This is a genomic window from Streptomyces griseiscabiei (assembly GCF_020010925.1).
Classification (GTDB): domain Bacteria; phylum Actinomycetota; class Actinomycetes; order Streptomycetales; family Streptomycetaceae; genus Streptomyces; species Streptomyces griseiscabiei.
Genome location: NZ_JAGJBZ010000001.1, coordinates 1,532,919 through 1,551,898 on the forward strand (window position 1 = coordinate 1,532,919; position 18,980 = coordinate 1,551,898).

Consider the following 18,980-nt stretch of genomic DNA (forward strand, 5'->3'; position numbering starts at 1 on the left):
GCACGTGCCCGCACGTATCGCGCGGCGGCTGGCCGGATTCCTGGCCACGCTCTTCGCCGCCTCGTTCGTCATCTTCGCCGCCGTGTACGGGGCGCCCGGAGACCCCGCCGTGTTCCTGGCCGGCGGCCGCGACAAGCTCACCCCCGAGCGGCTCGCGGCCGTCCGGGCCCAGTACCACCTGGACGAGCCGCTGGTCGTGCAGTACGGCCGCTGGCTGTGGGACTGCCTCCATCTCGACCTCGGCCGGTCCTTCAAGTACAGCGACCAGGTGTCCGACCTGGTCGCGGCCCGGCTGCCCACCACGCTCGGCCTGGTCGCCTACGCCACACTGCTGTTCGTCGTGCTCGGCGTCGGCGCGGGAATCCTGGCGGCCGTGAAGCAGTCGACCTGGGTGGACTCGGCGGTGGTGGGCGGGACGACGCTCGCCGCGTCCGTGCCGTCGTTCGTCGCCGCGATCGCGCTCGTCTCGTTGTTCGGCGTGCGGCTCGGCTGGTTCCCGGTGACGGGCAGCGGCAGCGGGTTCGCCGGGACCGTGCACCATCTGACGCTGCCCGCGCTGTCGTTGGCGCTCGGCGCGCTCGCCCTGATCAGCCGGGTCACCCGGCAGGCCATGGCGGAGGCCGCCGCCTCCGATCACGTCGAGGCGGCCCGTGCCTCCGGCATCCCGGAACGCGACATCGTCCGCCGCCATGTGCTGCGCAACGCGCTCGGCCCGATCATCACCATGTGCGGTCTGGTCATGGCGGGAATGCTCGCCGGAACGGTCGTCGTGGAGACCGCGTTCGGGATGAGCGGCATCGGCTCGCTGCTCGTCGGCGCCATCAACACCCATGACTTCCCCGTCACCCAGGCCGTCCTGCTGCTGATGGTCACCGGCTACATCGCCGTCACCACCGTCGTGGACCTGGTCCATCCGCTCCTCGACCCGCGCGTCCGCGAGGAGGCCCGCACCGCATGACCACCCTCACGCTCACCCCCGTCGGAACCCGGGCCCGCCGTCCCGTCGGGGTCACGGTCGCCGCCGGGTTCCTGGTCCTGGTCGTCCTGGCCGCGGCCCTCGCCCCGCTGCTCGCGCCGTACGCACCCGACGCGATCGACCTGTCCGCCTCCCTCGTCGGCACCGGTGGCGACCACCTCCTGGGCACCGACGCCTCCGGGCAGGACCTGCTCTCCCGGGTCCTGCACGGCGCCCGCACCAGCCTGATCGCGCCGCTGCTGCTGCTCGCGGTGGCCGCGCTGCTCGGTGTCACCCTCGGGGTGCTCGCGGCCTGGCGCGGCGGCTGGGCCGACTCCCTCGTCTCCCGGGTCACGGACGTCATGTACGCCTTCCCCGGGCTGCTGTTCACCGTCCTCATCATCGCGGTCCTCGGCACCGGCATGACCACGTCCGTACTGGCCCTCGGTCTCGCCTACACCCCGACCGTCGCCAAGTACACCCGGTCCCTGGCCCTGTCCGAGGCCCGCAAGCCGTACGTGGACGCCTACCGGGTGCAGGGCATGGGCGGCGCCCGGATCTGCGCCTTCCATCTGGTGCCCAACCTCGGCCGGGCGGTGACCGGCTATCTGGTGGTCCTCTTCGGCGAGGCCCTGATGTCCCTGGCCACCCTCTCCTATCTGGGATTCGGCGCCCAACCACCCAGCTCCGACTGGGGGTTGATGGTGCAGGAGGGGCAGGCGGCCGTCGTCCAGGGCGCGTTGCTGCCCGCTCTCGTCCCCGGCACGGCCATCGCCGCCGTCGTCGTCTCCTTCAACGTGGTCGGCGTCTGGGCGGCCGACCGGCTCGGAAGGCAGGCCTGATGCTGCTCACCATCGATCACCTCACCGTGGGCGTCCCGGGGGCCGCCCGCCCGGTCCTCGACGACGTCTCCCTGCGGGTCGCCCCCGGCGAGGTCGTCGGCCTGGTCGGCGAGTCCGGCTCCGGCAAGTCGACGACGGCGAAGGCCGCGCTCGGGCTGCTGCCGGGCGGGGCGGGCGTCTCGGGCACGGTGAGGGTCGGCGACACGGACGTCCTCGCCCTCACCGGCGAGGCACTGCGGCGCCATCGCGCCCGTACCGTCGCGATGATCCACCAGGACCCCCGGGCCGCCCTCAACCCCGTACGCCGGATCGGTGACTTCCTGCGGGAGCGGGGCGCGGACCGGAAGGCGGCCGTCGAACTCCTCGCCGCCGTGGGCCTGTCCGACCCCGACCGCCGGCTGCGGCAGCGTCCGCACGAACTCTCCGGCGGCATGCTCCAGCGGGTCGTCATCGCCGGGGCGCTCGCCGCGCGGCCCCGGCTGCTGCTCGCCGACGAGGCCACCAGCGCGCTCGACGTCACCACCCAGGCCGAGATCCTCGCCCAACTGCGTGTCCTGCGCGCCGAGACCGGCGCCGGGCTGCTGTTCATCACCCACGATCTGCATCTGGCCGCCGCGTACTGCGACCGGGTCTACGTCATGTACGCGGGCCGGGTCGTCGAGGAGCGCACCGCCGGGGCCCTGTTCGCCGACCCCGCGCACCCCTACACCCGCGGGCTGCTCTCCTGCTCTCCGACCCTGGGCGAGACACCCCGCGCCCTGCTGCCGATCCCGGGCCGGCCGCCGTCCCTCGGCGACACCTTCCCGGGCTGCCCGTTCGCCGCCCGCTGCCCCGACGCCCAGCCCGACTGCGAGACCTGGCGACCGGAGGCGGTGACCCTGCCGGATGGCGGAACGGCCGCGTGCCGGCGGGTACCGGCGACCGCCCTGTCCTCCTTGCCCGTCACGGCGGAAAGGACCACCACCCCATGAACGACACCTCCGAGCAGAAGGGCGCCGACGCCCCGCTCGTCGTCGACCGGCTGTGCAAGACCTACCCCCTGCCGGGACGCGGCCGGCTCACCGCCGCCGAGGCGGTGTCGTTCACGGTGGCCCGGGGCGGCTCCCTCGGCATCGTCGGGGAGTCCGGGTCGGGCAAGACGACCGTGGCCCGGATGCTCGTCGGGCTGGTGCGCCCGGACTCGGGCACGGTCGCGGTCGACGGCCGCCCCCGGGAGACCCGAACGCCGAGGCGCCGGGACGCCCGGCTGGCGCGGGCCCGCGAGATCCAGATGGTCTTCCAGGACCCGTACATCTCGCTCGACCCCCGGCTGACGGCCGGTCAGTGTCTGCGCACCGCGCTGCGGCTGCACGGCCGGGACGAGGGACTGGCCGCCGAACTGCTCGACCAGGTCGGGCTGGGGGCGCGGGAGTCCGAGGCGCGGCCCCGGCAGTTGTCCGGCGGACAGCGGCAGCGGCTGGCCATCGCCCGCGCGCTCGCCGTCCGGCCCCGGGTGCTGGTGCTGGACGAGGCGGTCGCCGCGCTCGACGTGTCGATCCAGGCGCAGATCCTCCACCTGCTCGACGAGATCCGCCGGGACACCGGCGTCGCCCTGGTCTTCGTCAGCCATGACCTCGCCGTGGTCCAGCACATCACCGACGACGTCCTCGTCATGCGGCGCGGGCAGGTCGTCGAGCAGGGGCCGACCCGGCGGGTGCTCGGTGAACCGGCCGACCCGTACACGCGGTTGCTGCTGGCCGCCGTGCCGAGGGAGGGATGGGATCCGGACGACGCGGTCGCGGCGCGGGCGGCGCTCGCCGGGTAGGAGCCGGCGTCACATCCGGAGCCCGATGCGGAAGAAATGCCTCCTCAAGTGGTGTGCGCTCCCGTGCAACCCTCCTGTCCCATCGGTCGTCAAACAGGGCGCCGGACAAGGAACGGGCCCTTTCCGGACACCCCCGCGCTGCCCGGCCGTTCTTCACTTATGGAGCCGTACATGCGCAAGAACCGTTCGGCCGCCCTCGCGGCGGCCACCTTTCTTCTCGTCTCCGGCGCGGCGATCGTCGCCGCCCCGTCCGCGTACGCCGGGGTGCCCGGCAGTACGCAGGCCAGTGACCGCAACAGCGACTTCAACGGCGACGGATACGAGGACGTGCTGATCGGGGCGCCGGGGGCCACCGTCAGCGGCAAGGCGGGCGCCGGGCTGGTGACCGTGCAGTACGGCTCGGCCGGAGGCATCGACACCGGCAACGCGGCCGTGTTCAGCCAGTCGACCTCGGGGATCGCGGGCGCCGCCGAGGCGGGCGACGGCTTCGGCCGCTCGGTGGCCACCGGCGACCTGAACGGCGACGGGTTCGACGACGCGATCGTCGGCATCCCCGGCGAGGACCTCGACACCAAGAAGGACGCGGGCGGGGCCGCCATCCTCTGGGGCTCGAAGGCCGGGCTCAAGGGGGCCGCGAGCGAATGGCTGGAGACCCAGGAGCCCACCGCCGACGAGCGGTTCGGCCTCGGCCTCGCCGCCGCGCGCTTCACCGCCGAGACCGAGGGCGACCAGCTCGCCGTCCTCGACGGGTACGGCGTGGAGCTGTTCTCGTTCGGCGGTACGACGGCGGACGGCATCGTGCCCCAGGAGGCCGGCCGGGGGACCGGCTCGAAGTCCGCGCAGGCCCGCCAGATCGCGGCCAAGTCCCTGACCACCGGCGACTACGACAAGAACGGCTTCGCCGATCTGATCGTGTCGGGCCTCAGCGTCGGTGACGAACCCGGTCACGGCTGGTCCACGTATCTGTCGGGCAACGCGGACGGGCTGAAGTACGAGCGTGATCTGCGCGGCGGCCCGGTCTCGGCGTCCGGGGACATCAACGACGACGGCTACGACGACCTGGTGACCGGCGAGCCCAACTCCCCCGACGACAACCCGGGCGAGACGATGACCGGCGGTCTGGTCGGTGTCCGCCTCGGCGGTCCCGACGGGCCGGCGGCCGAGCCGCAGTGGTGGGTGCAGGACTCCCCCGGGGTGCCCGGTGTCTCCGAGGCCGGTGACGGCTGGGGCTCGGACCTGTCGGTCGCGGACACCGACGGGGACGGGTACGCGGACGTGGCGATCGGCGCCTCGGGCGAGGACATCGGCACGGTCGCGGACGCGGGCGCCGTGTGGGTGCTGCGCGGCTCGGCCTCCGGGCTGACCGCGACCGGCGCGAAGTCCTGGGACCAGAACTCCGCGGACGTGCCGGGCGCCGCCGAGAAGGGCGACAAGTGGGGCGCCCAGGTCCGGCTGACCGACCCGAACAGCGACGGCCGCTTCGGGCTGCTGGCCGCCGCGCCGGGCGAGAACGCCGGTGACGGCCATGTCTGGGTGCTGTCGGCGGGCGCGGGCGGTATCACGGCGTCGGGGTCGTGGACGTACAACGCCGCCTCGCTCGGGGCACCGCACGTGGGCGCGCTCTTCGGGTCGGCGATCGACGAGTGAGCCGTACGGCCCGGGGTCTGCCGGCCGGGAAGGTCCGGCGGGCCCCGGGGCCGCCCGGCCGGCCGGTCAGGTTCCGGTCGTGACCGACTCCGGGGCGTCGAGGGACGCGGTCTGCGTGGTCGTGGTGTCGTCCGGGAGCGAGCCGGCCGTCTCGGGGCTCACCGGCGGAGTCGTGGGCTCGGAGGTCTCCGGCTCGGGTTCCGAGGGGGTGGTCGGGGGCACCGAGGACGAGGACGGGCAGGGACTCTCGGTCTTGCCGTCGCCGGTCGCTCCGCTCGGGGTCGGACGGCACGGCTCGGGCTTCTTGGTGGGCGGTTTCTCGGTGAACGACGTCGACACCGACGGGGAGGGCCGGTCGTGCGGCGGGTCGGTCTTCTTGTCCTTGCCTCCGGTGTCGCCCCTGGGCCGGGTGAACCAGTCCTTGTGCTCGGCGTCGTAGAGGACGAAGACCTTGACGATCGTGGTCGAGCGCTCGACGACCACGACGTTCTGCGCCCGGTACCCGGGCCAGGAGTCGCCCTTGGGCTCGGGGGTGGTCTTCAGCGCGACCGGCGGCTTCAGCGGGTTGCCGCAGGCGCAGCGCACCCGGGGCACGCCCCGGTCGTCGACGAGGACGGCGGTGCCGGCCTGGAGGACGGCCTGGTAGCTGGTGGCGGCCCCGTCGCGGTAGCCGTGGTTGGTGACGCGGGTGTCCATGCGCAGCTGCACCGGGGTGAGCGAGCGCAGATAGGCGGGCACCTGGGAGGACTCGACGCCGGCGACGGAGGCGAACGCGTCGTTCTTGGCGGGGTTCGCCCCGAGTACCTCGACCTGCTTCTCGACGTCGCAGCTGGCGGTGTTCCGCGTACCGCCGTACAGGCCGGGGGACGCGCCGTCCACCGCGCGGGTCACCGTGCCGGTTTCCGATCCGCCCGGTGTCGCGTCGGGGGTCTCGGGCGGGGTGGAGCTGTCCGTCGCCGTCGACTCGGTGAACGGGTCGGGGCCGGACTTGCCCGCGGCCTGGAGGAACACCTCCCCGCCGGCCGAGTCGCCCGAGTCGTCGGAGCGGGTGAGGACGACGACCAGGACCACGGCGACGACGGCCGCGGCGACCATGAGGGCGATCCGGGGGGCCGACCGCCACCAGGGGTGACCGGGGCCAGGGCCTGCGCCCTGGCCGGAGTCACCGGGGCCGCCACCGGACCCGCCTGATCCGCCGGAACCGCCCGTTCCGCCCGGCCCGCCGGTTCCGCCCGCGCCCGAGGCGTCGCTCGGCCGTTCCGGGGGTGTCTGCCCGCTGGGCCGGGTCGGGCTCGGCGGGGTGGGGCTCGGTCGCGTCGGCCCGGAGAGAGGGCCGGAGGGCGGTCCGGTCGGGCGGCCGGAGGACGGTTGCTCGGAACTCACGGGTCTTCTCCCGCCATAGGGATGCTGCGACTCCGCACCGTTTCAGGCCTTTAGAGCCGCTTTATTCCACAACAGGCTCATTGTGTGCTCTGGTCCCGTGCCGCCCGCAAGCCGAGCGGGCCGACCCTCCCGGCGCGCGGAGTGCCCCGCGCGTGCTTAGCGTGGCAAGAGTGAGTCCCCGGACGCTGACTCCCCAGGAGACGACCGCACCCGAACGGCCGGTCGCCCGGCACGGCTGGCTCCAGGCGCTGGTCGCCGTGCTGGCCGGGCTGGTCGCGATGGTCGTGACGGCATCGCTCGGGCTGTGGGCGGCGGGCGCGGCGGACCTCCCGGACGGCGCGTTCCCCCGGGTCGTCGCGGCCACCGTCGTCACGGCGGTCGGCGGCACGATCGAGCTGTCCGGCGACGCCGGGGCCTTCGCCGAGACCCGGGCCGGTCTGACGGTGGTCCCGCTGTCGGTGACCCTGGTGGGCGCGCTGGTCATGGCGGCCGGGTTCCTGCGTCCGCTGCGGCACCGGGCGGTGGCCGGGGCGACCGAACTCGCGGGCTGGGCGGCCCGGATCGCCGTGCTGTGGCTGGCGGCGCTGATCGGACTCGCGCTCGGCGCCCGGCAGACCTTCGACATCTCCCTCGGCGAGGTGGGCGACTTCTTCGGCACCTCCGCCGGTGTGGGCTTCGAGGCGGCCGTGGTGCCGACGGTGTTCTTCGGGCTGCTGTGGCTCGCCGGGGTCCTCGTCCTGGCGCTGCTGGTGTCGCGCGGGGCGCCGCTGCCGGCGCGGCTGCTGCGGTTCCAGGAGTCGGTGCGCCCGGCGGCGTACGCCATGGTCGGTCTGCTGCTGGCGTACGTGGGGATCGGGCTGGTGATCGCGGTCGTGGTGGCGGCGACCCGTGGGCATGCCGCCGAGACGGCCGCGGTGATCCTGCTGGGACTGCCGAACGTGGTGTGGCTGGTCTTCACGATCGGGCTGGGCGCCACCTGGGACAGCCAGGTCGAGGGGCCGTTCGGGCTGCCGATGCCGAAGATCCTGGACGAGGTCGTGCGCGGACCCGATGTGTCGACCCTGAACCTGGGCTCCCTCGCCGAGTACGACGGCCGGGTCTGGTGGCTGCTCGCCGTGAACGCCGTGCTGCTGATCGCCGCCGCGTTCGTGATGGCGGCCCGCTCGCCGGCCCGGACACGGCTGTGGCAGCACGCCGTGCACATGGCGGCGGCGCTGCTGCTCACCGTCCTGACGGTCTGTCTGGTGGGCCGGATCTCCGCGCACTACGGGCTGTCGGTCATCGGCATCGGCGACCTCGGCGGCGGCCTGGGCGGGGAGCTGTACCTGCGGCCCCATCTGTGGTCCGCGCTGGGCCTGGCCGTCCTCTGGGGGCTGGTGACCGGCTTCGTGGGCGGAGCGCTGGCGAAGAGGGTACGGCGACGGGGCCCGGTCGAGAGCCCGGGCCACCGGTAGACGCGGCGGGTGGCTGCCGCCCCGGGTCGGGGTGGACGCCGTACGGCGCCCACCCCTTGTCGACCGGTCAGCGGTTCGGGCCGGTCAGACGGTCACTCCTTTCGGCACGGGCGCCGCGAGCCGGCCCGTGCGGTGCAGGCCGTACACCGACGCGGCGCAGCCGAGGCCGAGCGCGCAGAGCGCGAGCCAGGGCAGCGCGGGCAGTCCGGCCTCGCGGGCGGTGTCCAGGGCCGCGCCGGTGAGGAGGTTGCCGACCGTGATGCCCACTCCGCACACGGTGTTGTACAGCCCGTAGTGCGTGGCGACGAGCCGGTCCCCGGAGAGACGGACGATGGTGTCCATCTCGAACGGGTACGCGATCATCGTGCCGACGGCCAGGAGCAGCGCGGCCAGCGTCGGCGGGAGGGCGGCCAGCAGCCAGAGTCCCGGTCCGGCGTCGGGCACGGGCACCGTCGTGGCCAGGAGCAGCGGCACGAACGCGGCGCCCATGACCGCGAGCCCCCGGATCAGCGCCTGGCCGGGCTCGTACCGTGCCTTGCACCAGGCGGTCACCCGCGTCTGCCCGAGGATCGTGCTCAGCCCGGACACCGCGAAGAGCACCGCGACGGCGGCCGTGCCGAACTCCCCGTCACCGCCGACGCGTCGCACCTCCAGGGGCAGGGCCAGATAGACCTGGAAGGTGAGGACGTAACTGCCGGTCATGGCGGCGGCGAAGAGCAGGAAGGGCCGGTTGGCGAGGATGCCCCGCCACTGGGTGAGCAGACTCTCCCGGCCCTCGCCCCGCCGTTCCCCGCCGTCCTCGCGGCCCCGGGCGGGCAGGGCGCGGATCTGTACGAGCGACAGCACCGCGAAAATGCCGGCCGCCGTCAGACAGGTGACGCGGAAGTCGACGCCGGTGAGGACCATGCCGACCAGCGGGCCGAGCAGTATGCCCGCCTGGTAGAAGACGTTGAACAGGGCGAACGCCTCGACCCTGCGCTCCCCCGCCTCGGCGGCGAGGTAGGCCCGTACGGCCGGGTTGAACAGCGCGCCCGCGAGGCCGGTGGCCGCCGACGCGGCGAGCAGCGCGGCCAGGGAGTCGACGAAGCCGAGCGCCGCGAAGCCGGCTGTGCGCAGGACACAGCCCGCGACGATCAGCGGCTTGTAGCCGAAGCGGTCGGCGAGGGCGCCGCCGACCACGAACATGCCCTGCTGGCTGAAGTTCCGTACGCCCAGCACGAGTCCGACGATCCAGCCGGCCAGGCCGAGGGTGCCGGAGAGATGGGCGGCCAGATAGGGCATCAGCATGTAGAAGCCGAGGTTGATGGTGAACTGGTTGACCATCAACAGCCGGACGGCCCGGTCGTACGAGCGGGCCTGGGCGAGGGTCCCCTTCACTCGGCGCTCCCCTCGCCGCCCGTGGTGCGCGGGGTGAGGGGGGTGAGGGGGTCGACGACGTCGGCGCACCGGGTCCAGTGGGTGACCTCCTTCTCGTCGGAGCGGCCGATCACCTCGGGTTCGGGGGCCGGTGGTCCGGCGAGCAGTCCGTGCCGGGCGCAGTACTCGTCGTCGTACACGGTGTCGAGATAGCGCTGCGGTCCGTCGGGGAAGACCGCCGCGATCCGGGTGTCGGCGGACTCGGTGCGGGCCAGCCAGCTCGCGACGAGGGCGACCGCGCCGACGCTCCAGCCGCCGGTGGCGTAGTGGGAGGCGGCCAGCCTGCGGCAGGTCCAGACGGCTTCGTGCGGGGCGACCCAGTGGACCTCGTCGAAGGTGTCGTAGGCGACGTTGCGCGGGTGGATGCTGGAGCCGAGGCCGCGCATCAGCCGGGGCCGGGCGGGCTGGCCGAAGATGGTCGAGCCGACGGTGTCGACGCCGACGATGACGATGTCCGGGTAGAGCTGCCGCAGGACCCGGCCGACGCCCGCGGAGTGGCCGCCGGTGCCGACGCTGCACACGAGCATGTCGATGTGGCCCAGCGCGGAGGCCAGTTCGAGGGCGAGCGGGGTGTACGCGGTGGTGTTGTCGGGGTTGTTGTACTGGTCCGGGCACCAGGAACCGTCGTACCGGTCGAGGAGTTCGGTGACCCGGTCGCGCCTGGCCTGCTGCCAGCCGCCCGTGGGGTGCGGGTCGGTGACGATGTCGACCTCGGCGCCGTAGACGCCGAGCAGCCGGGTCATGGAGGGTTCGAGGCCGGGGTCGGTGACCAGGGTGACGGGGTGGCCGTACACCATTCCGGCCAGGGCGAGGCCGAGGCCGAGGGTGCCGCTGGTGGACTCGACGATCCGTGCGCCGGGGCGCAACTCCCCACGTGCGCGGGCCCGTTCGACCATGTACAGACCGGTGCGGTCCTTGATGCCGCCGGGGTTGAAGCCCTCCAGCTTCGCCCAGAAGCCGTGTCCGGCCGGGGTCAGGGGCTCGGAGATCCGCAGGAGGGGGGTGTTGCCGACGAGCGCCGGGAGGGCCGGACGGCCGGGGGCGGCCGGGGAGCCCGGGGAGTCCGGGGAGGGGGCTGCCTCGGCGGGGGCTTCCCCGTGGGAGGAGGCGGGTTGGGGCGTGGTGCTGGTGATCGATCGCATGGTTTCGCTCTCGCTGGACGTTGGCGCGGATGCGTGCACGTGCGCGGCGACCCGGATGCGGGACGGCCGCGGGCGAGAGGTCTAGATCCGCCACCGTGCGGTGCGGATCAGGGCCGTTCGGCCCGTACGGGGACGTCGGCGCCGGTACGGGCGGCGGCGGACGGGCCGCAGGAGGGCCGGGGCCGCCAGGGCGAGCGCGGCGGGCGAGGGGGACGGATCGGCGGCGGGCGGGGCGGGGTTCGAGGCCGGGGCGGGCGACGGGCGCAGGACACCGCCGGGCCCGCACTCCTCGCCCGAGTGGTGGCCGTGGGGTCCGTGCGGGGTCCCCGGACCCACCGGCCCCGCGATCGTCACGGGTACGGCGACCGTCACCGGTCCAGTGATCGTGACCGGTCCAGTGATCGTCATCCGGGCGTCGGGCGGGGGCGGCCGGTGCGAGGCGTCGATCGGGCCGTGGGCGAGGGCGCACAGGACGACCGCGATCAGCGGGACGAGGCGGACGAGGGCGGCGAGCCACCTCGGTCCCGGCGAGGCGCCGGGCGGTCGTGGGCGGGGCGGTCGTGGGCGGGGGGCGGGGGCCCGTGCCCGGCGGTGGTGGTGCGCGGGCGTACGGGAGCGGGTCGGCACAGCGGTCCTCCGGGCGCGCGGGACCGGCCGGCTCGGCGTACGGGCCGGGAGCCGGTGGGGAGCGCGGATGCGGGGCGGGAGTCAGGCGGACGGGAAGGGGAATCCCGTGACCTAGACCTGCTGGACGACCAGTGTTCTCAGGGCGGCTGACGACGCGTCGGCCGGGAGCGGCTCGTCGGCCCTGCGCGGGGTCGGCGCGCGGTCCGGGGTCGCGGCTTCGCGAACCGACGCGGCAAAGCGGGGCTGTGCGAGGGCGGGGCCCTGCTGTGGCTGCGCGGGGGCGCAGTGTTCGGCCGGGCCTCCGGGCCCGTGCTCGCCGTGCCCGTGGCGGGGGCCGACGAAGAGCACGGCGGCGGGGTCGACGAGGTCCGCCACCGCGCCGGGGAGCGCGTGCTCCGGTGTGGCGGTGCCATGGGCCGCCGTGCCGGTCACCCCATGTCCAACGTGGTTCTCCGGCGCCGCGCCATGGGTCAGCACGACGGCGAACAGCACTGCGGCGAGGCCCAGCACACGCAGCAGCGGGCCCGCGAGAACGCGGGCCCGTGCCATGTGCCGAAGTGACCGAGCCGTCATCACACCGTGATGCTAGCGCGCTCCGGAGTCCGATCGTCCGGCTCTCCCGGCCCGGAGTGTCAACGCGCCATGCGAATGACCGATTTGCTGCGGCGAGCACTCAGCTCCGGTGCCGGTGGCGCCGCTCCCTCACCCTTCCGACGCCGCCAGGACGGCCGCCCGGCGGGCCACGAGGGAGGCACAGATCTCCCCGGCCCGTACGGCGGTGGTGGAGAGCAGGGTCGAGGTGAGGCCGTGGGTGTGCTCGGTGCCGCCCTGGAGGTAGATGTCGGCGGTGACATCGGCCACGGTGGCGACCCGGTGGTCACGGCCGACCCGCAGGGCGTCCTCCTCGTCGCGCAGGCAGAGCTTGCCGATCTCGCCCAGGTTGTCGCCGACGCCCTGAGGCTGGTAGCCGGTGGCGTAGACGAGGAGGTCGGCGGAGAGGACCTCGCGCTCCCCGGTCGGCAGGAACTCCACGGTCACCTCGACCTCGTCCGCGCCCGCCTCCACCTCGCGCAGCCGGGAGACGTTCATCATCCGCAGCCGCTCGTGGCCCTGGACCTTCTCCTGGTACATGGTCCGGGACAGGGACTCGATCAGGTCCATGTCGACCACGGAGTAGTTGGTGCTGCGGTGGTAGTCGAAGAGCGACTGCTTCACCTCGCGGGGCGAGTCGTAGTACAGGTCGACGGCCTCGGGGTCGAAGATCTTGTTGGCGAAGGGGCTGTCGTCGGCGGGTGTGTAGCCGTACTTGGCGAAGACGGAGCAGATCTCGGCCTCGGGGAAGTTGCGGTGGAGGTAGTCCACGGCCTCCGCCGCGCTCTGTCCGGCGCCGAGGACGACGGCCCGGCGTATCGGCCGGCCCGAGGCGACGGCCTTCTCGACGCGGGGCAGCAACTCACTGTTGTGCCAGACCCGATCGGACAGGGAAGCGCCCTGCGGAAGCCGCGGCTCCAGGCCGGTGGCGACGCAGACGCTGCGGGCGCGGCGGACGGTCAGGCTGTCCGGGTCGCCGGGCACCCGGCTGGTGACGTCGAAGTAGCGGACCACTCCGTCGCGGGTGACGGGACGCACCGAGACGACCTCGGACGAGTACTCGACGAGGTGCGCGACCCGGGCGGCGGCCCACTCGAAGTAGTCGTGGAACTCGATGCGCAGGGGGAAGAGGGTCTTGAGGTTGAGGAAGTCGACGAGCCGGCCCCGGTCGCGCAGGTAGCACAGGAAGCTGAAGTCGCTGGTGGGGTCGCGCATCGTCACCAGGTCCTTCAGGAACGACACCTGCATCGTGGCGTCGTCGATGAGCATCCCGCGGTGCCATCCGAACCGGGGTTGTCTCTCCAGGAACCCGACCTTCAGCCCGCCCTCCGGACCGGCGTTCACGGACTGTTCATGCAGTGCGATGGCGAGCGCGAGATTCGATGGGCCGAATCCGATACCCAGTACGTCGTAGATGGAATCCGGCCCGGTGTGCAGCGTTGTCACCGCATCGCCTTTCATAGAGCGGGTCACAGAGTTTCTCAAGCAGGAACACAGCCTCCCCCCAAGCAGGGACATATTAGATAAGGTTAGCCTTACCTAGCAACGGCTGAGGAGGGCTCATATGCGGGTCGTTATGTTCGGGTACCAGACCTGGGGACACCGGACGCTGCAGGCACTGCTGGATTCGGGCCACGAGGTGGTCCTGGCCGTCACTCATCCGAAGAGCGACCACGCGTACGAAAAGATCTGGAGCGACTCGGTCGCCGATCTCGCCGAACAGCACGGCGTGCCCGTGCTGCTGCGCAACCGCCCGGACGACGACGAGCTGCTGCGCGCGCTCAAGGAGGCCGATCCGGACCTCATCGTGGCCAACAACTGGCGTACCTGGCTGCCACCGGAGATCTTCGATCTGCCACCCCACGGCACCCTCAACATCCACGACTCCCTGCTGCCCACGTACGCGGGCTTCTCGCCGCTGATCTGGGCGCTCATCAACGGCGAGCCGGAGGTCGGTGTCACGGCGCACCGCATGGACTCCGAACTCGACATGGGCGATGTGCTGTTGCAGCGTTCGGTGCGGGTCGGGCCCGAGGACACGGCCACGGACCTCTTCCACCGCACGGTCGATCTGATCGGCCCGCTGGTCACCGAGTCGCTCGAACTCATCGCCTCCGGCAAGGCCGTGTGGACGCCGCAGGACCGTTCCCGGTCCAGCTTCTTCCACAAGCGGTCCCTGGAGGACAGCCGGATCGACTGGACCTGGCCCGCCGCGGACCTGGAGCGGTTCGTACGGGCCCAGTCCGACCCGTATCCCAACGCGTTCACCCACCACCGGGGCGAGCGGATCCGAATCGTCTCGGCCGCCGTCTCCGAGGGACGCTACGGCGGTACGCCGGGCCGGATCTTCATCCGTGAGGGCGACGGTGTCGTCATCGTCGCCGGTGCGGAGGCCCGCTCCGGGCGGCTGCCCGGGCTGGTGGTCAAGCGGGTGCGCACGGAGGACGGCCGGGAACTGGCGGCGACGGACTACTTCCGCACGATGGGCGGTTATCTGACGGCTCGTCCGTGACCCTCCGCCACGGAGGCGAATGACGGCGGATGACTGCGGCTGACTGCGCGTTACGGATGGCGGGCCCGTCCGGTGAACCCACCGGACGGGCCGCCCGTGCTTCCTCGCGGGGCCCCGTCCGTCCCCGGGCCACTCACGGGCCCGTTGCCGTTGCGGGTCCGTGAGGCCGAGGGCACCGCCGGCCGTACGTCAGCCGGCGGTGCCCGCCACGGACACCGGTTCCGCGTCGTCGGACGCCGGGCGGCCTTCGTGGTGGCGGCCCATCGGGATGACCATGGGCGTACGGCTGACGGGGTCCTCCCCCACGACACAGCGCAGCCCGAAGACGTCCTCGACCATGGTGGCGGTGATCACATCGGCCGGGGCGCCCTCACCGGCGACGCGCCCGCCCTTCATGGCGATGATGTGGTCGGCGTACCGGCAGGCCTGGTTGAGGTCGTGCAGGACCATGACGACGGTGCGGCCCTGGTGCCGGTTGAGGTCCGTGACCAGGTCGAGGACGTCGATCTGGTGGGCGAGGTCGAGGTAGGTCGTCGGCTCGTCCAGCAGCATCACGGGGGTGCCCTGGGCCACGGCCATGGCGATCCAGGCGCGTTGCCGCTGTCCGCCGGAGAGTTCGTCGACGGGCCGGTGGGCGAGGTCGCTCATGGCGGTCGCCCGCAGCGCCTCGTGGACGGCCTCCTCGTCGCCCTTCGACCACTGCCGCCACCATGTCTGGTGCGGTGAACGCCCGCGTCCCACCAGGTCGATGACCGTCAACCCCTCGGGGGCGACCGGGGTCTGCGGGAGGATGCCGAGCTGCTGGGCGAGGGTGCGGGTCGGGATGGAGTGCACCGAGCGGCCGTCGAGATGGACGGCGCCCGCCTTGGGCGTGAGCAGCCGGGCCAGCGCCCTCAACAGGGTGGACTTGCCACAGGCGTTGGCCCCGACGATCGCCGTGACCCGGCCCGTCGGGATCACGAGGTCGAGATCCTCGACGACGACCCGGTCGTCGTAGGCGAGGCGAAGCCCCTCGGCGCGCAGTTCGGGGCCGTCGGCACGGGGGCCACCGTGGGGGCCCGCCTGAGGGCCGCCGCCACGGGCACCGGGGCGTCGGCCGCCGCGCCGGCCGGGGCGGGAATCCGAGCGCGCATCGGGGCGGGAGTCGCCGGAGGGGTCGACACGGGGGGCGGCGGAGGCGTCGCCGTGGGAGCCGTCCCGGGCTTCGGCGCTCGTACCGGCCGGGACAGCGACGTGGGAGTGTCCCGGCGCTTCGGCTCCCGGGTCGGCCGCGGCATCCGCACGAGGACCAGGCACGGCTTCGGCACCGGAACCGGCCGAGGCGACCGCACGGGCAGCGGCCGGGACATCAGCACCGGCATCCGCCCGGACACCGTCACGGGAACGGACTCGGGCTTCGGTGCCGGTATCAGCCGGGACAGCGACGTGGGAGTGTCCCGGCGCTTCGGCTCCCGGGTCGGCCGCGGCATCCGCACGAGGACCAGCCGCGGCTTCGGCACCGGAACCGGCCGAGGCGACCGCACGGGCAGCGGCCGGGACATCAGCACCGGCATCCGCCCGGACACCCTCACGGGAGCCTCCCGGCGCTTCGGCGCCGGAACCGGGCGGGGCATCCGGACGGGGACCGGACGGGACCTCGGCACCGGAACCGGCCGCGGCCTCGGAGCGGGGCGGGGCCTCCGCGCGGAGGCCGACGGGCGCTTCGGCTCGGATGCCGACGGGCGCTCCGGCACGGGTGTCGACGGAGGCTTCGGCGCGGATGTCGACAGGGGCTTCGGTGCGGCCGGCCGCCGGGTCATCAGCACGGGAACCTCCGGGGGATTCGGTGCCGCTGTCCGTCGGGGCATCGGCGCGGGAGCCTCCCGGTGCTCCGGTGATGGGATCGGTCGGGGTGTCCGGACGGAGCCCTGACGGGGTTTCGGTGTGGGGGTCGGCAGAGGCGTCCGCACGGGCTTCGCCCTTCGTGGCCGGTTCGTACTTCGATGACACGTTTTCAGCCTCCTGAACCGGCGCGGTTGGCGCGGATGAGCAGCCACAGCAGGACGGGGGCGCCGAGCACCCCGGTGACCACCCCGACGGGGAGTTCCGTGTCCGGGATGACCTTCCGCGCGGCGAGGTCGGACACCAGCACCATCACGGCGCCGGTGAGGCCCGCCGCGACGGGCGGCGGGAACGGGGTGCCGGCCAGACGCTGGGCGACCTGGGGCGCGGCGAGGGCGACGAAGGCGACCGGCCCGGCGGTGGCCGTGCCGAAGGCGACGAGCCCGACCGAGATGAGCAGGACGGCCACCCGGACGACGTGGACCTTGGTGCCGAGCCCCTTGGCGACGTCCTCCCCGAGTTGGAGGACCCGGATCTGCCGGCCGAGGAGGACCGCCGGGGGCACCAGCACGGCCATGGTGACGGCGAGCGGCTGGACCTGTTCCCAGGTGCGGCCGTTGAGGTTGCCGACGAGCCAGCCGAGGGCGGCCTGTGCCTGGAAGCGCTGGCCGCGGGCGAGGAGGTAGTCGGTGATGCTGGTGCAGATCCAGGCGATGCCGATGCCGACGAGGACGATGCGGTAGCCGGTCGTGCCGCGTTTCCAGGCGAGGACGTACACCAGCAGTCCGGCGGTCAACGCGCCCAGCAGGCCGAGGGCCTGGGTGCTGAGGCCGCCGTCCCAGCCGAGGACGATCCCGGCGACGACCACCGCGCCGGCGCCCTGGGTGATGCCCATCATGTCGGGGCTGGCCAGCGGGTTGAGCGTCACGGTCTGGAGCAGGGCCCCGGAGATGCCGAACGCGATGCCGACGAGCAGCCCGGCGAGGGCGCGCGGCAGCCGCAGTTCGCGCACGATCAGTTCGGTGCCGGGGTCGCCGGTGCCGACCAGGGCCTTCATCACGTCGGTGAGCGGCAGATGGATGTCGCCGACGGAGGTCTCCACGGCGAACGCCAGGAACGCGGCGGCGGCCAGCAGCAGACAGACGGCGAGCAGCCGGGGGCGGACGACGCCGGAGACGGGGGGCACGGGGAGCCGGAAGGCGAGGCGGTCGGCCGTACGCCGTTTCGGTGTCGGGGCCGCGCCCCCCTTCGGGGGCGATTCGGGGACGAGGTCGGTGGTCATCGGCTCACAGCTCCACGGATCGGGTCGTCATGGGCCACGGGCGCCAAGGTCTCGGGGATCACGGTCTCGGGGGTCATGGTTGGGCGGTGGGGCCCTGGTTGGGCGACCGCGACGCCGTCCTCCCTCGGGGCATCGGCCACGGCGCCGCTTTCGCACGGGGCGGCGGCCCGCGGGCCTGCCCTCCCCGGACGGCCGGACAGCTCCCGCGCTCTCCATGGCTCGGCGGCGACGGGTCGGCACACCCGCGGCTCACCGGTCGCGGACCTGTGCCCACCCGGTCGAGAGGTCATGTCACAGCTCCGCGAGGCGTCGGCGGCGGACCAGTGCGATGAAGAAGGGGCCGCCGATGAAGGCGACGAGGATGCCGGCCTGGATCTCGGTGGGGCGGGCGATGAGGCGGCCGGCGATGTCGGCGGTCAGCAGGAGACAGGGCGCCAGGACGGCCGACAGGGGGAGCAGCCAGCGGTGGTCCGGGCCGAGTCCGGCGAGTTGGGCGAGGACGCGGGCGATGTGCGGGACGACGAGGCCGACGAAGACGACGGGGCCGATGACGGCGACCGCTCCCCCGGTGAGCAGGGTGACGGCGATGACGCCCTGGACCCGGATCAGTCCGAGCTTGAGCCCGAGGGACTTGGCCACGTCGTCGCCGAGGGCGAGGCTGTTGAGGGCCGGCGCGCAGGCCAGGGCGAGGATCGCGCCGACGGCCAGGAACGGCAGGACGCGCAGCAGGACCTCGTCGTCCTGGTTGGCGAGCGAACCCGCGCTCCAGAAGCGGTAGCGGTTGAGGGCGTCCGGGTCGGTGAGGGCGATGGCGCTGGTGAGGGAGAAGAGCAGGGAGGTCACGGCGACACCGGCCAGGGCGAGTTTGACCGGGGTGGAGCCGGATCTGCCGAGCCCGCCGAGGACGTACACGAGGACGCTGGCGACGAACGCGCCGCCGAAGGCGAACCAGATGTACCCGTACACCGAGGAGATGCCGAGCACCCCGACCGACAGGACGACCGCGAAGGCGGCGCCCGCGCTGACGCCGAGGATGCCGGGGTCGGCGAGCGGGTTGCGGGTGAGTGCCTGCATCAGCGCGCCCGCGAGTCCGAGGGCGGCGCCGGTGGCGAGTCCGAGGGCGGTGCGGGGCAGTCGTACCGACCAGATGACGGTGTCGACACGGGGGTTGGGAGGGTTGCCGAGGAGGGTGTGCCACACCTGGTCGAGGGGGACGCCGAGCGCGCCGAACGCCATCGACAGGGCGCACAGTGTGATCAAGGCCACGCCCGAGAGCGTCAGCAGCAGTACCGCGCGGGGGCCTTTCGCCGCCCGGACCGTGGAGGTCCCCACGTCTTCAACTTTCTTTGATGAGGCTTGCCTTAACTGTAGGGCGAGCGCCCGTTGAACTGTAGGTCTTCCTTCGCCGCCGGTGCCTGTGTTGGGACAACTCTCACTATGGGCACCCTGTGAATTAGGTAACCCTTACCTTAGTATGTCCGCGACCCGGCTCAGAACCGGATCC

Annotated in this window: 17 protein-coding genes; 8 read left to right on the forward strand and 9 right to left on the reverse strand. The window is 73.2% G+C overall.

Annotated features, from left to right (window positions below; genetic code table 11):
* The first annotated feature begins 4 nt into the window (after positions 1 to 4).
* From J8M51_RS06765 to J8M51_RS06785, 5 genes are all read left to right on the forward strand, one after another.
* Positions 5 to 958: an ABC transporter permease gene (locus J8M51_RS06765; RefSeq protein ID WP_086760005.1), complete on the forward strand. Its 954-nt coding sequence runs from the start codon at positions 5 to 7 to the stop codon at positions 956 to 958.
* The gene (locus tag J8M51_RS06770) at positions 955 to 1,797 is read left to right on the forward strand and encodes an ABC transporter permease (protein WP_086760003.1); all 843 of its coding nucleotides are present in this window, start codon (positions 955 to 957) and stop codon (positions 1,795 to 1,797) included. The genes J8M51_RS06765 and J8M51_RS06770 overlap by 4 nt, the downstream gene beginning before the upstream one ends.
* Positions 1,797 to 2,768 carry an ABC transporter ATP-binding protein gene (locus J8M51_RS06775; RefSeq protein ID WP_086760001.1) on the forward strand — a complete coding sequence of 324 codons (972 nt, stop codon included), beginning with the start codon at positions 1,797 to 1,799 and terminating at the stop codon, positions 2,766 to 2,768. Before J8M51_RS06770 ends, J8M51_RS06775 begins: the two co-directional genes overlap by 1 nt.
* Positions 2,765 to 3,601, forward strand: a complete 837-nt coding sequence (locus J8M51_RS06780; protein ID WP_086759998.1) for an ABC transporter ATP-binding protein — start codon at positions 2,765 to 2,767, stop codon at positions 3,599 to 3,601. The genes J8M51_RS06775 and J8M51_RS06780 overlap by 4 nt, the downstream gene beginning before the upstream one ends.
* A gap of 171 nt (positions 3,602 to 3,772) precedes the next feature.
* A complete protein-coding gene (locus J8M51_RS06785; protein WP_086759996.1) occupies positions 3,773 to 5,248 on the forward strand; it encodes an FG-GAP-like repeat-containing protein in 1,476 nt (491 codons plus the stop codon).
* Between the two features lie 66 nt (positions 5,249 to 5,314).
* On the opposite strand, the gene J8M51_RS06790 is transcribed toward J8M51_RS06785, so the two are convergent.
* Positions 5,315 to 6,631: a DUF6777 domain-containing protein gene (locus J8M51_RS06790; RefSeq protein ID WP_179203308.1), complete on the reverse strand. Its 1,317-nt coding sequence runs from the start codon at positions 6,629 to 6,631 to the stop codon at positions 5,315 to 5,317.
* A gap of 170 nt (positions 6,632 to 6,801) precedes the next feature.
* On the opposite strand from J8M51_RS06790, the gene J8M51_RS06795 reads away from it, so the two are divergent.
* A complete protein-coding gene (locus J8M51_RS06795; protein WP_086759993.1) occupies positions 6,802 to 8,085 on the forward strand; it encodes a streptophobe family protein in 1,284 nt (427 codons plus the stop codon).
* Positions 8,086 to 8,169: 84 nt separating this feature from the next.
* Here J8M51_RS06795 and J8M51_RS06800 read toward each other — a convergent pair whose 3' ends face one another.
* The 5 genes from J8M51_RS06800 to J8M51_RS06820 form a co-directional block, all read right to left on the reverse strand.
* On the reverse strand, positions 8,170 to 9,462 hold the full coding sequence (locus tag J8M51_RS06800) for an MFS transporter (RefSeq protein WP_086759991.1): 1,293 nt from the start codon (positions 9,460 to 9,462) through the stop codon (positions 8,170 to 8,172).
* Complete coding sequence (locus tag J8M51_RS06805; protein WP_267299034.1) at positions 9,459 to 10,643, reverse strand: PLP-dependent cysteine synthase family protein; 1,185 nt, start codon at positions 10,641 to 10,643, stop codon at positions 9,459 to 9,461. Before J8M51_RS06805 ends, J8M51_RS06800 begins: the two co-directional genes overlap by 4 nt.
* A gap of 81 nt (positions 10,644 to 10,724) precedes the next feature.
* Positions 10,725 to 11,270 (reverse strand): hypothetical protein, encoded by a 546-nt coding sequence (locus J8M51_RS06810; protein ID WP_267299035.1) that lies wholly within the window; start codon positions 11,268 to 11,270, stop codon positions 10,725 to 10,727.
* Positions 11,271 to 11,381: 111 nt separating this feature from the next.
* Complete coding sequence (locus J8M51_RS06815; protein ID WP_267299036.1) at positions 11,382 to 11,819, reverse strand: hypothetical protein; 438 nt, start codon at positions 11,817 to 11,819, stop codon at positions 11,382 to 11,384.
* Positions 11,820 to 11,972: 153 nt separating this feature from the next.
* A complete protein-coding gene (locus tag J8M51_RS06820; RefSeq protein WP_086755579.1) occupies positions 11,973 to 13,307 on the reverse strand; it encodes a lysine N(6)-hydroxylase/L-ornithine N(5)-oxygenase family protein in 1,335 nt (444 codons plus the stop codon).
* A 118-nt stretch (positions 13,308 to 13,425) separates the two neighbouring features.
* Between J8M51_RS06820 and J8M51_RS06825 the strand changes: the two genes are divergently transcribed.
* Positions 13,426 to 14,373 (forward strand): methionyl-tRNA formyltransferase, encoded by a 948-nt coding sequence (locus J8M51_RS06825; protein WP_086755580.1) that lies wholly within the window; start codon positions 13,426 to 13,428, stop codon positions 14,371 to 14,373.
* 189 nt (positions 14,374 to 14,562) lie between these two features.
* Here J8M51_RS06825 and J8M51_RS06830 read toward each other — a convergent pair whose 3' ends face one another.
* Entirely contained in the window at positions 14,563 to 15,396 is an 834-nt protein-coding gene (locus J8M51_RS06830) for an ABC transporter ATP-binding protein (RefSeq protein ID WP_086755584.1), read from the reverse strand.
* Between the two features lie 162 nt (positions 15,397 to 15,558).
* Between J8M51_RS06830 and J8M51_RS06835 the strand changes: the two genes are divergently transcribed.
* Positions 15,559 to 16,284: a hypothetical protein gene (locus tag J8M51_RS06835; RefSeq protein WP_179203078.1), complete on the forward strand. Its 726-nt coding sequence runs from the start codon at positions 15,559 to 15,561 to the stop codon at positions 16,282 to 16,284.
* Between the two features lie 82 nt (positions 16,285 to 16,366).
* Here the strand turns inward: J8M51_RS06835 and J8M51_RS06840 are convergent, their stop codons facing one another.
* Together J8M51_RS06840 and J8M51_RS06845 are read right to left on the reverse strand one after the other, a co-directional pair.
* On the reverse strand, positions 16,367 to 17,476 hold the full coding sequence (locus J8M51_RS06840; RefSeq protein ID WP_086755582.1) for a FecCD family ABC transporter permease: 1,110 nt from the start codon (positions 17,474 to 17,476) through the stop codon (positions 16,367 to 16,369).
* A 291-nt stretch (positions 17,477 to 17,767) separates the two neighbouring features.
* The gene (locus J8M51_RS06845) at positions 17,768 to 18,808 is read right to left on the reverse strand and encodes a FecCD family ABC transporter permease (RefSeq protein ID WP_086755583.1); all 1,041 of its coding nucleotides are present in this window, start codon (positions 18,806 to 18,808) and stop codon (positions 17,768 to 17,770) included.
* Between the last annotated feature and the right edge of the window lie 172 nt (positions 18,809 to 18,980).

What these genes read in the sequence shown, in the direction of transcription:
- J8M51_RS06770 (WP_086760003.1), top strand. Translation starts at nt 955, where the DNA reads ATGACCACCCTCACGCTCACCCCCGTCGGAACCCGGGCCCGCCGTCCC.
- J8M51_RS06775 (WP_086760001.1), top strand. Translation starts at nt 1,797, where the DNA reads ATGCTGCTCACCATCGATCACCTCACCGTGGGCGTCCCGGGGGCCGCC.
- J8M51_RS06840 (WP_086755582.1), bottom strand. Translation starts at nt 17,476, where the DNA reads ATGACCACCGACCTCGTCCCCGAATCGCCCCCGAAGGGGGGCGCGGCC.
- J8M51_RS06825 (WP_086755580.1), top strand. Translation starts at nt 13,426, where the DNA reads ATGCGGGTCGTTATGTTCGGGTACCAGACCTGGGGACACCGGACGCTG.
- J8M51_RS06785 (WP_086759996.1), top strand. Translation starts at nt 3,773, where the DNA reads ATGCGCAAGAACCGTTCGGCCGCCCTCGCGGCGGCCACCTTTCTTCTC.
- J8M51_RS06780 (WP_086759998.1), top strand. Translation starts at nt 2,765, where the DNA reads ATGAACGACACCTCCGAGCAGAAGGGCGCCGACGCCCCGCTCGTCGTC.
- J8M51_RS06815 (WP_267299036.1), bottom strand. Translation starts at nt 11,819, where the DNA reads ATGGCACGGGCCCGCGTTCTCGCGGGCCCGCTGCTGCGTGTGCTGGGC.
- J8M51_RS06805 (WP_267299034.1), bottom strand. Translation starts at nt 10,643, where the DNA reads ATGCGATCGATCACCAGCACCACGCCCCAACCCGCCTCCTCCCACGGG.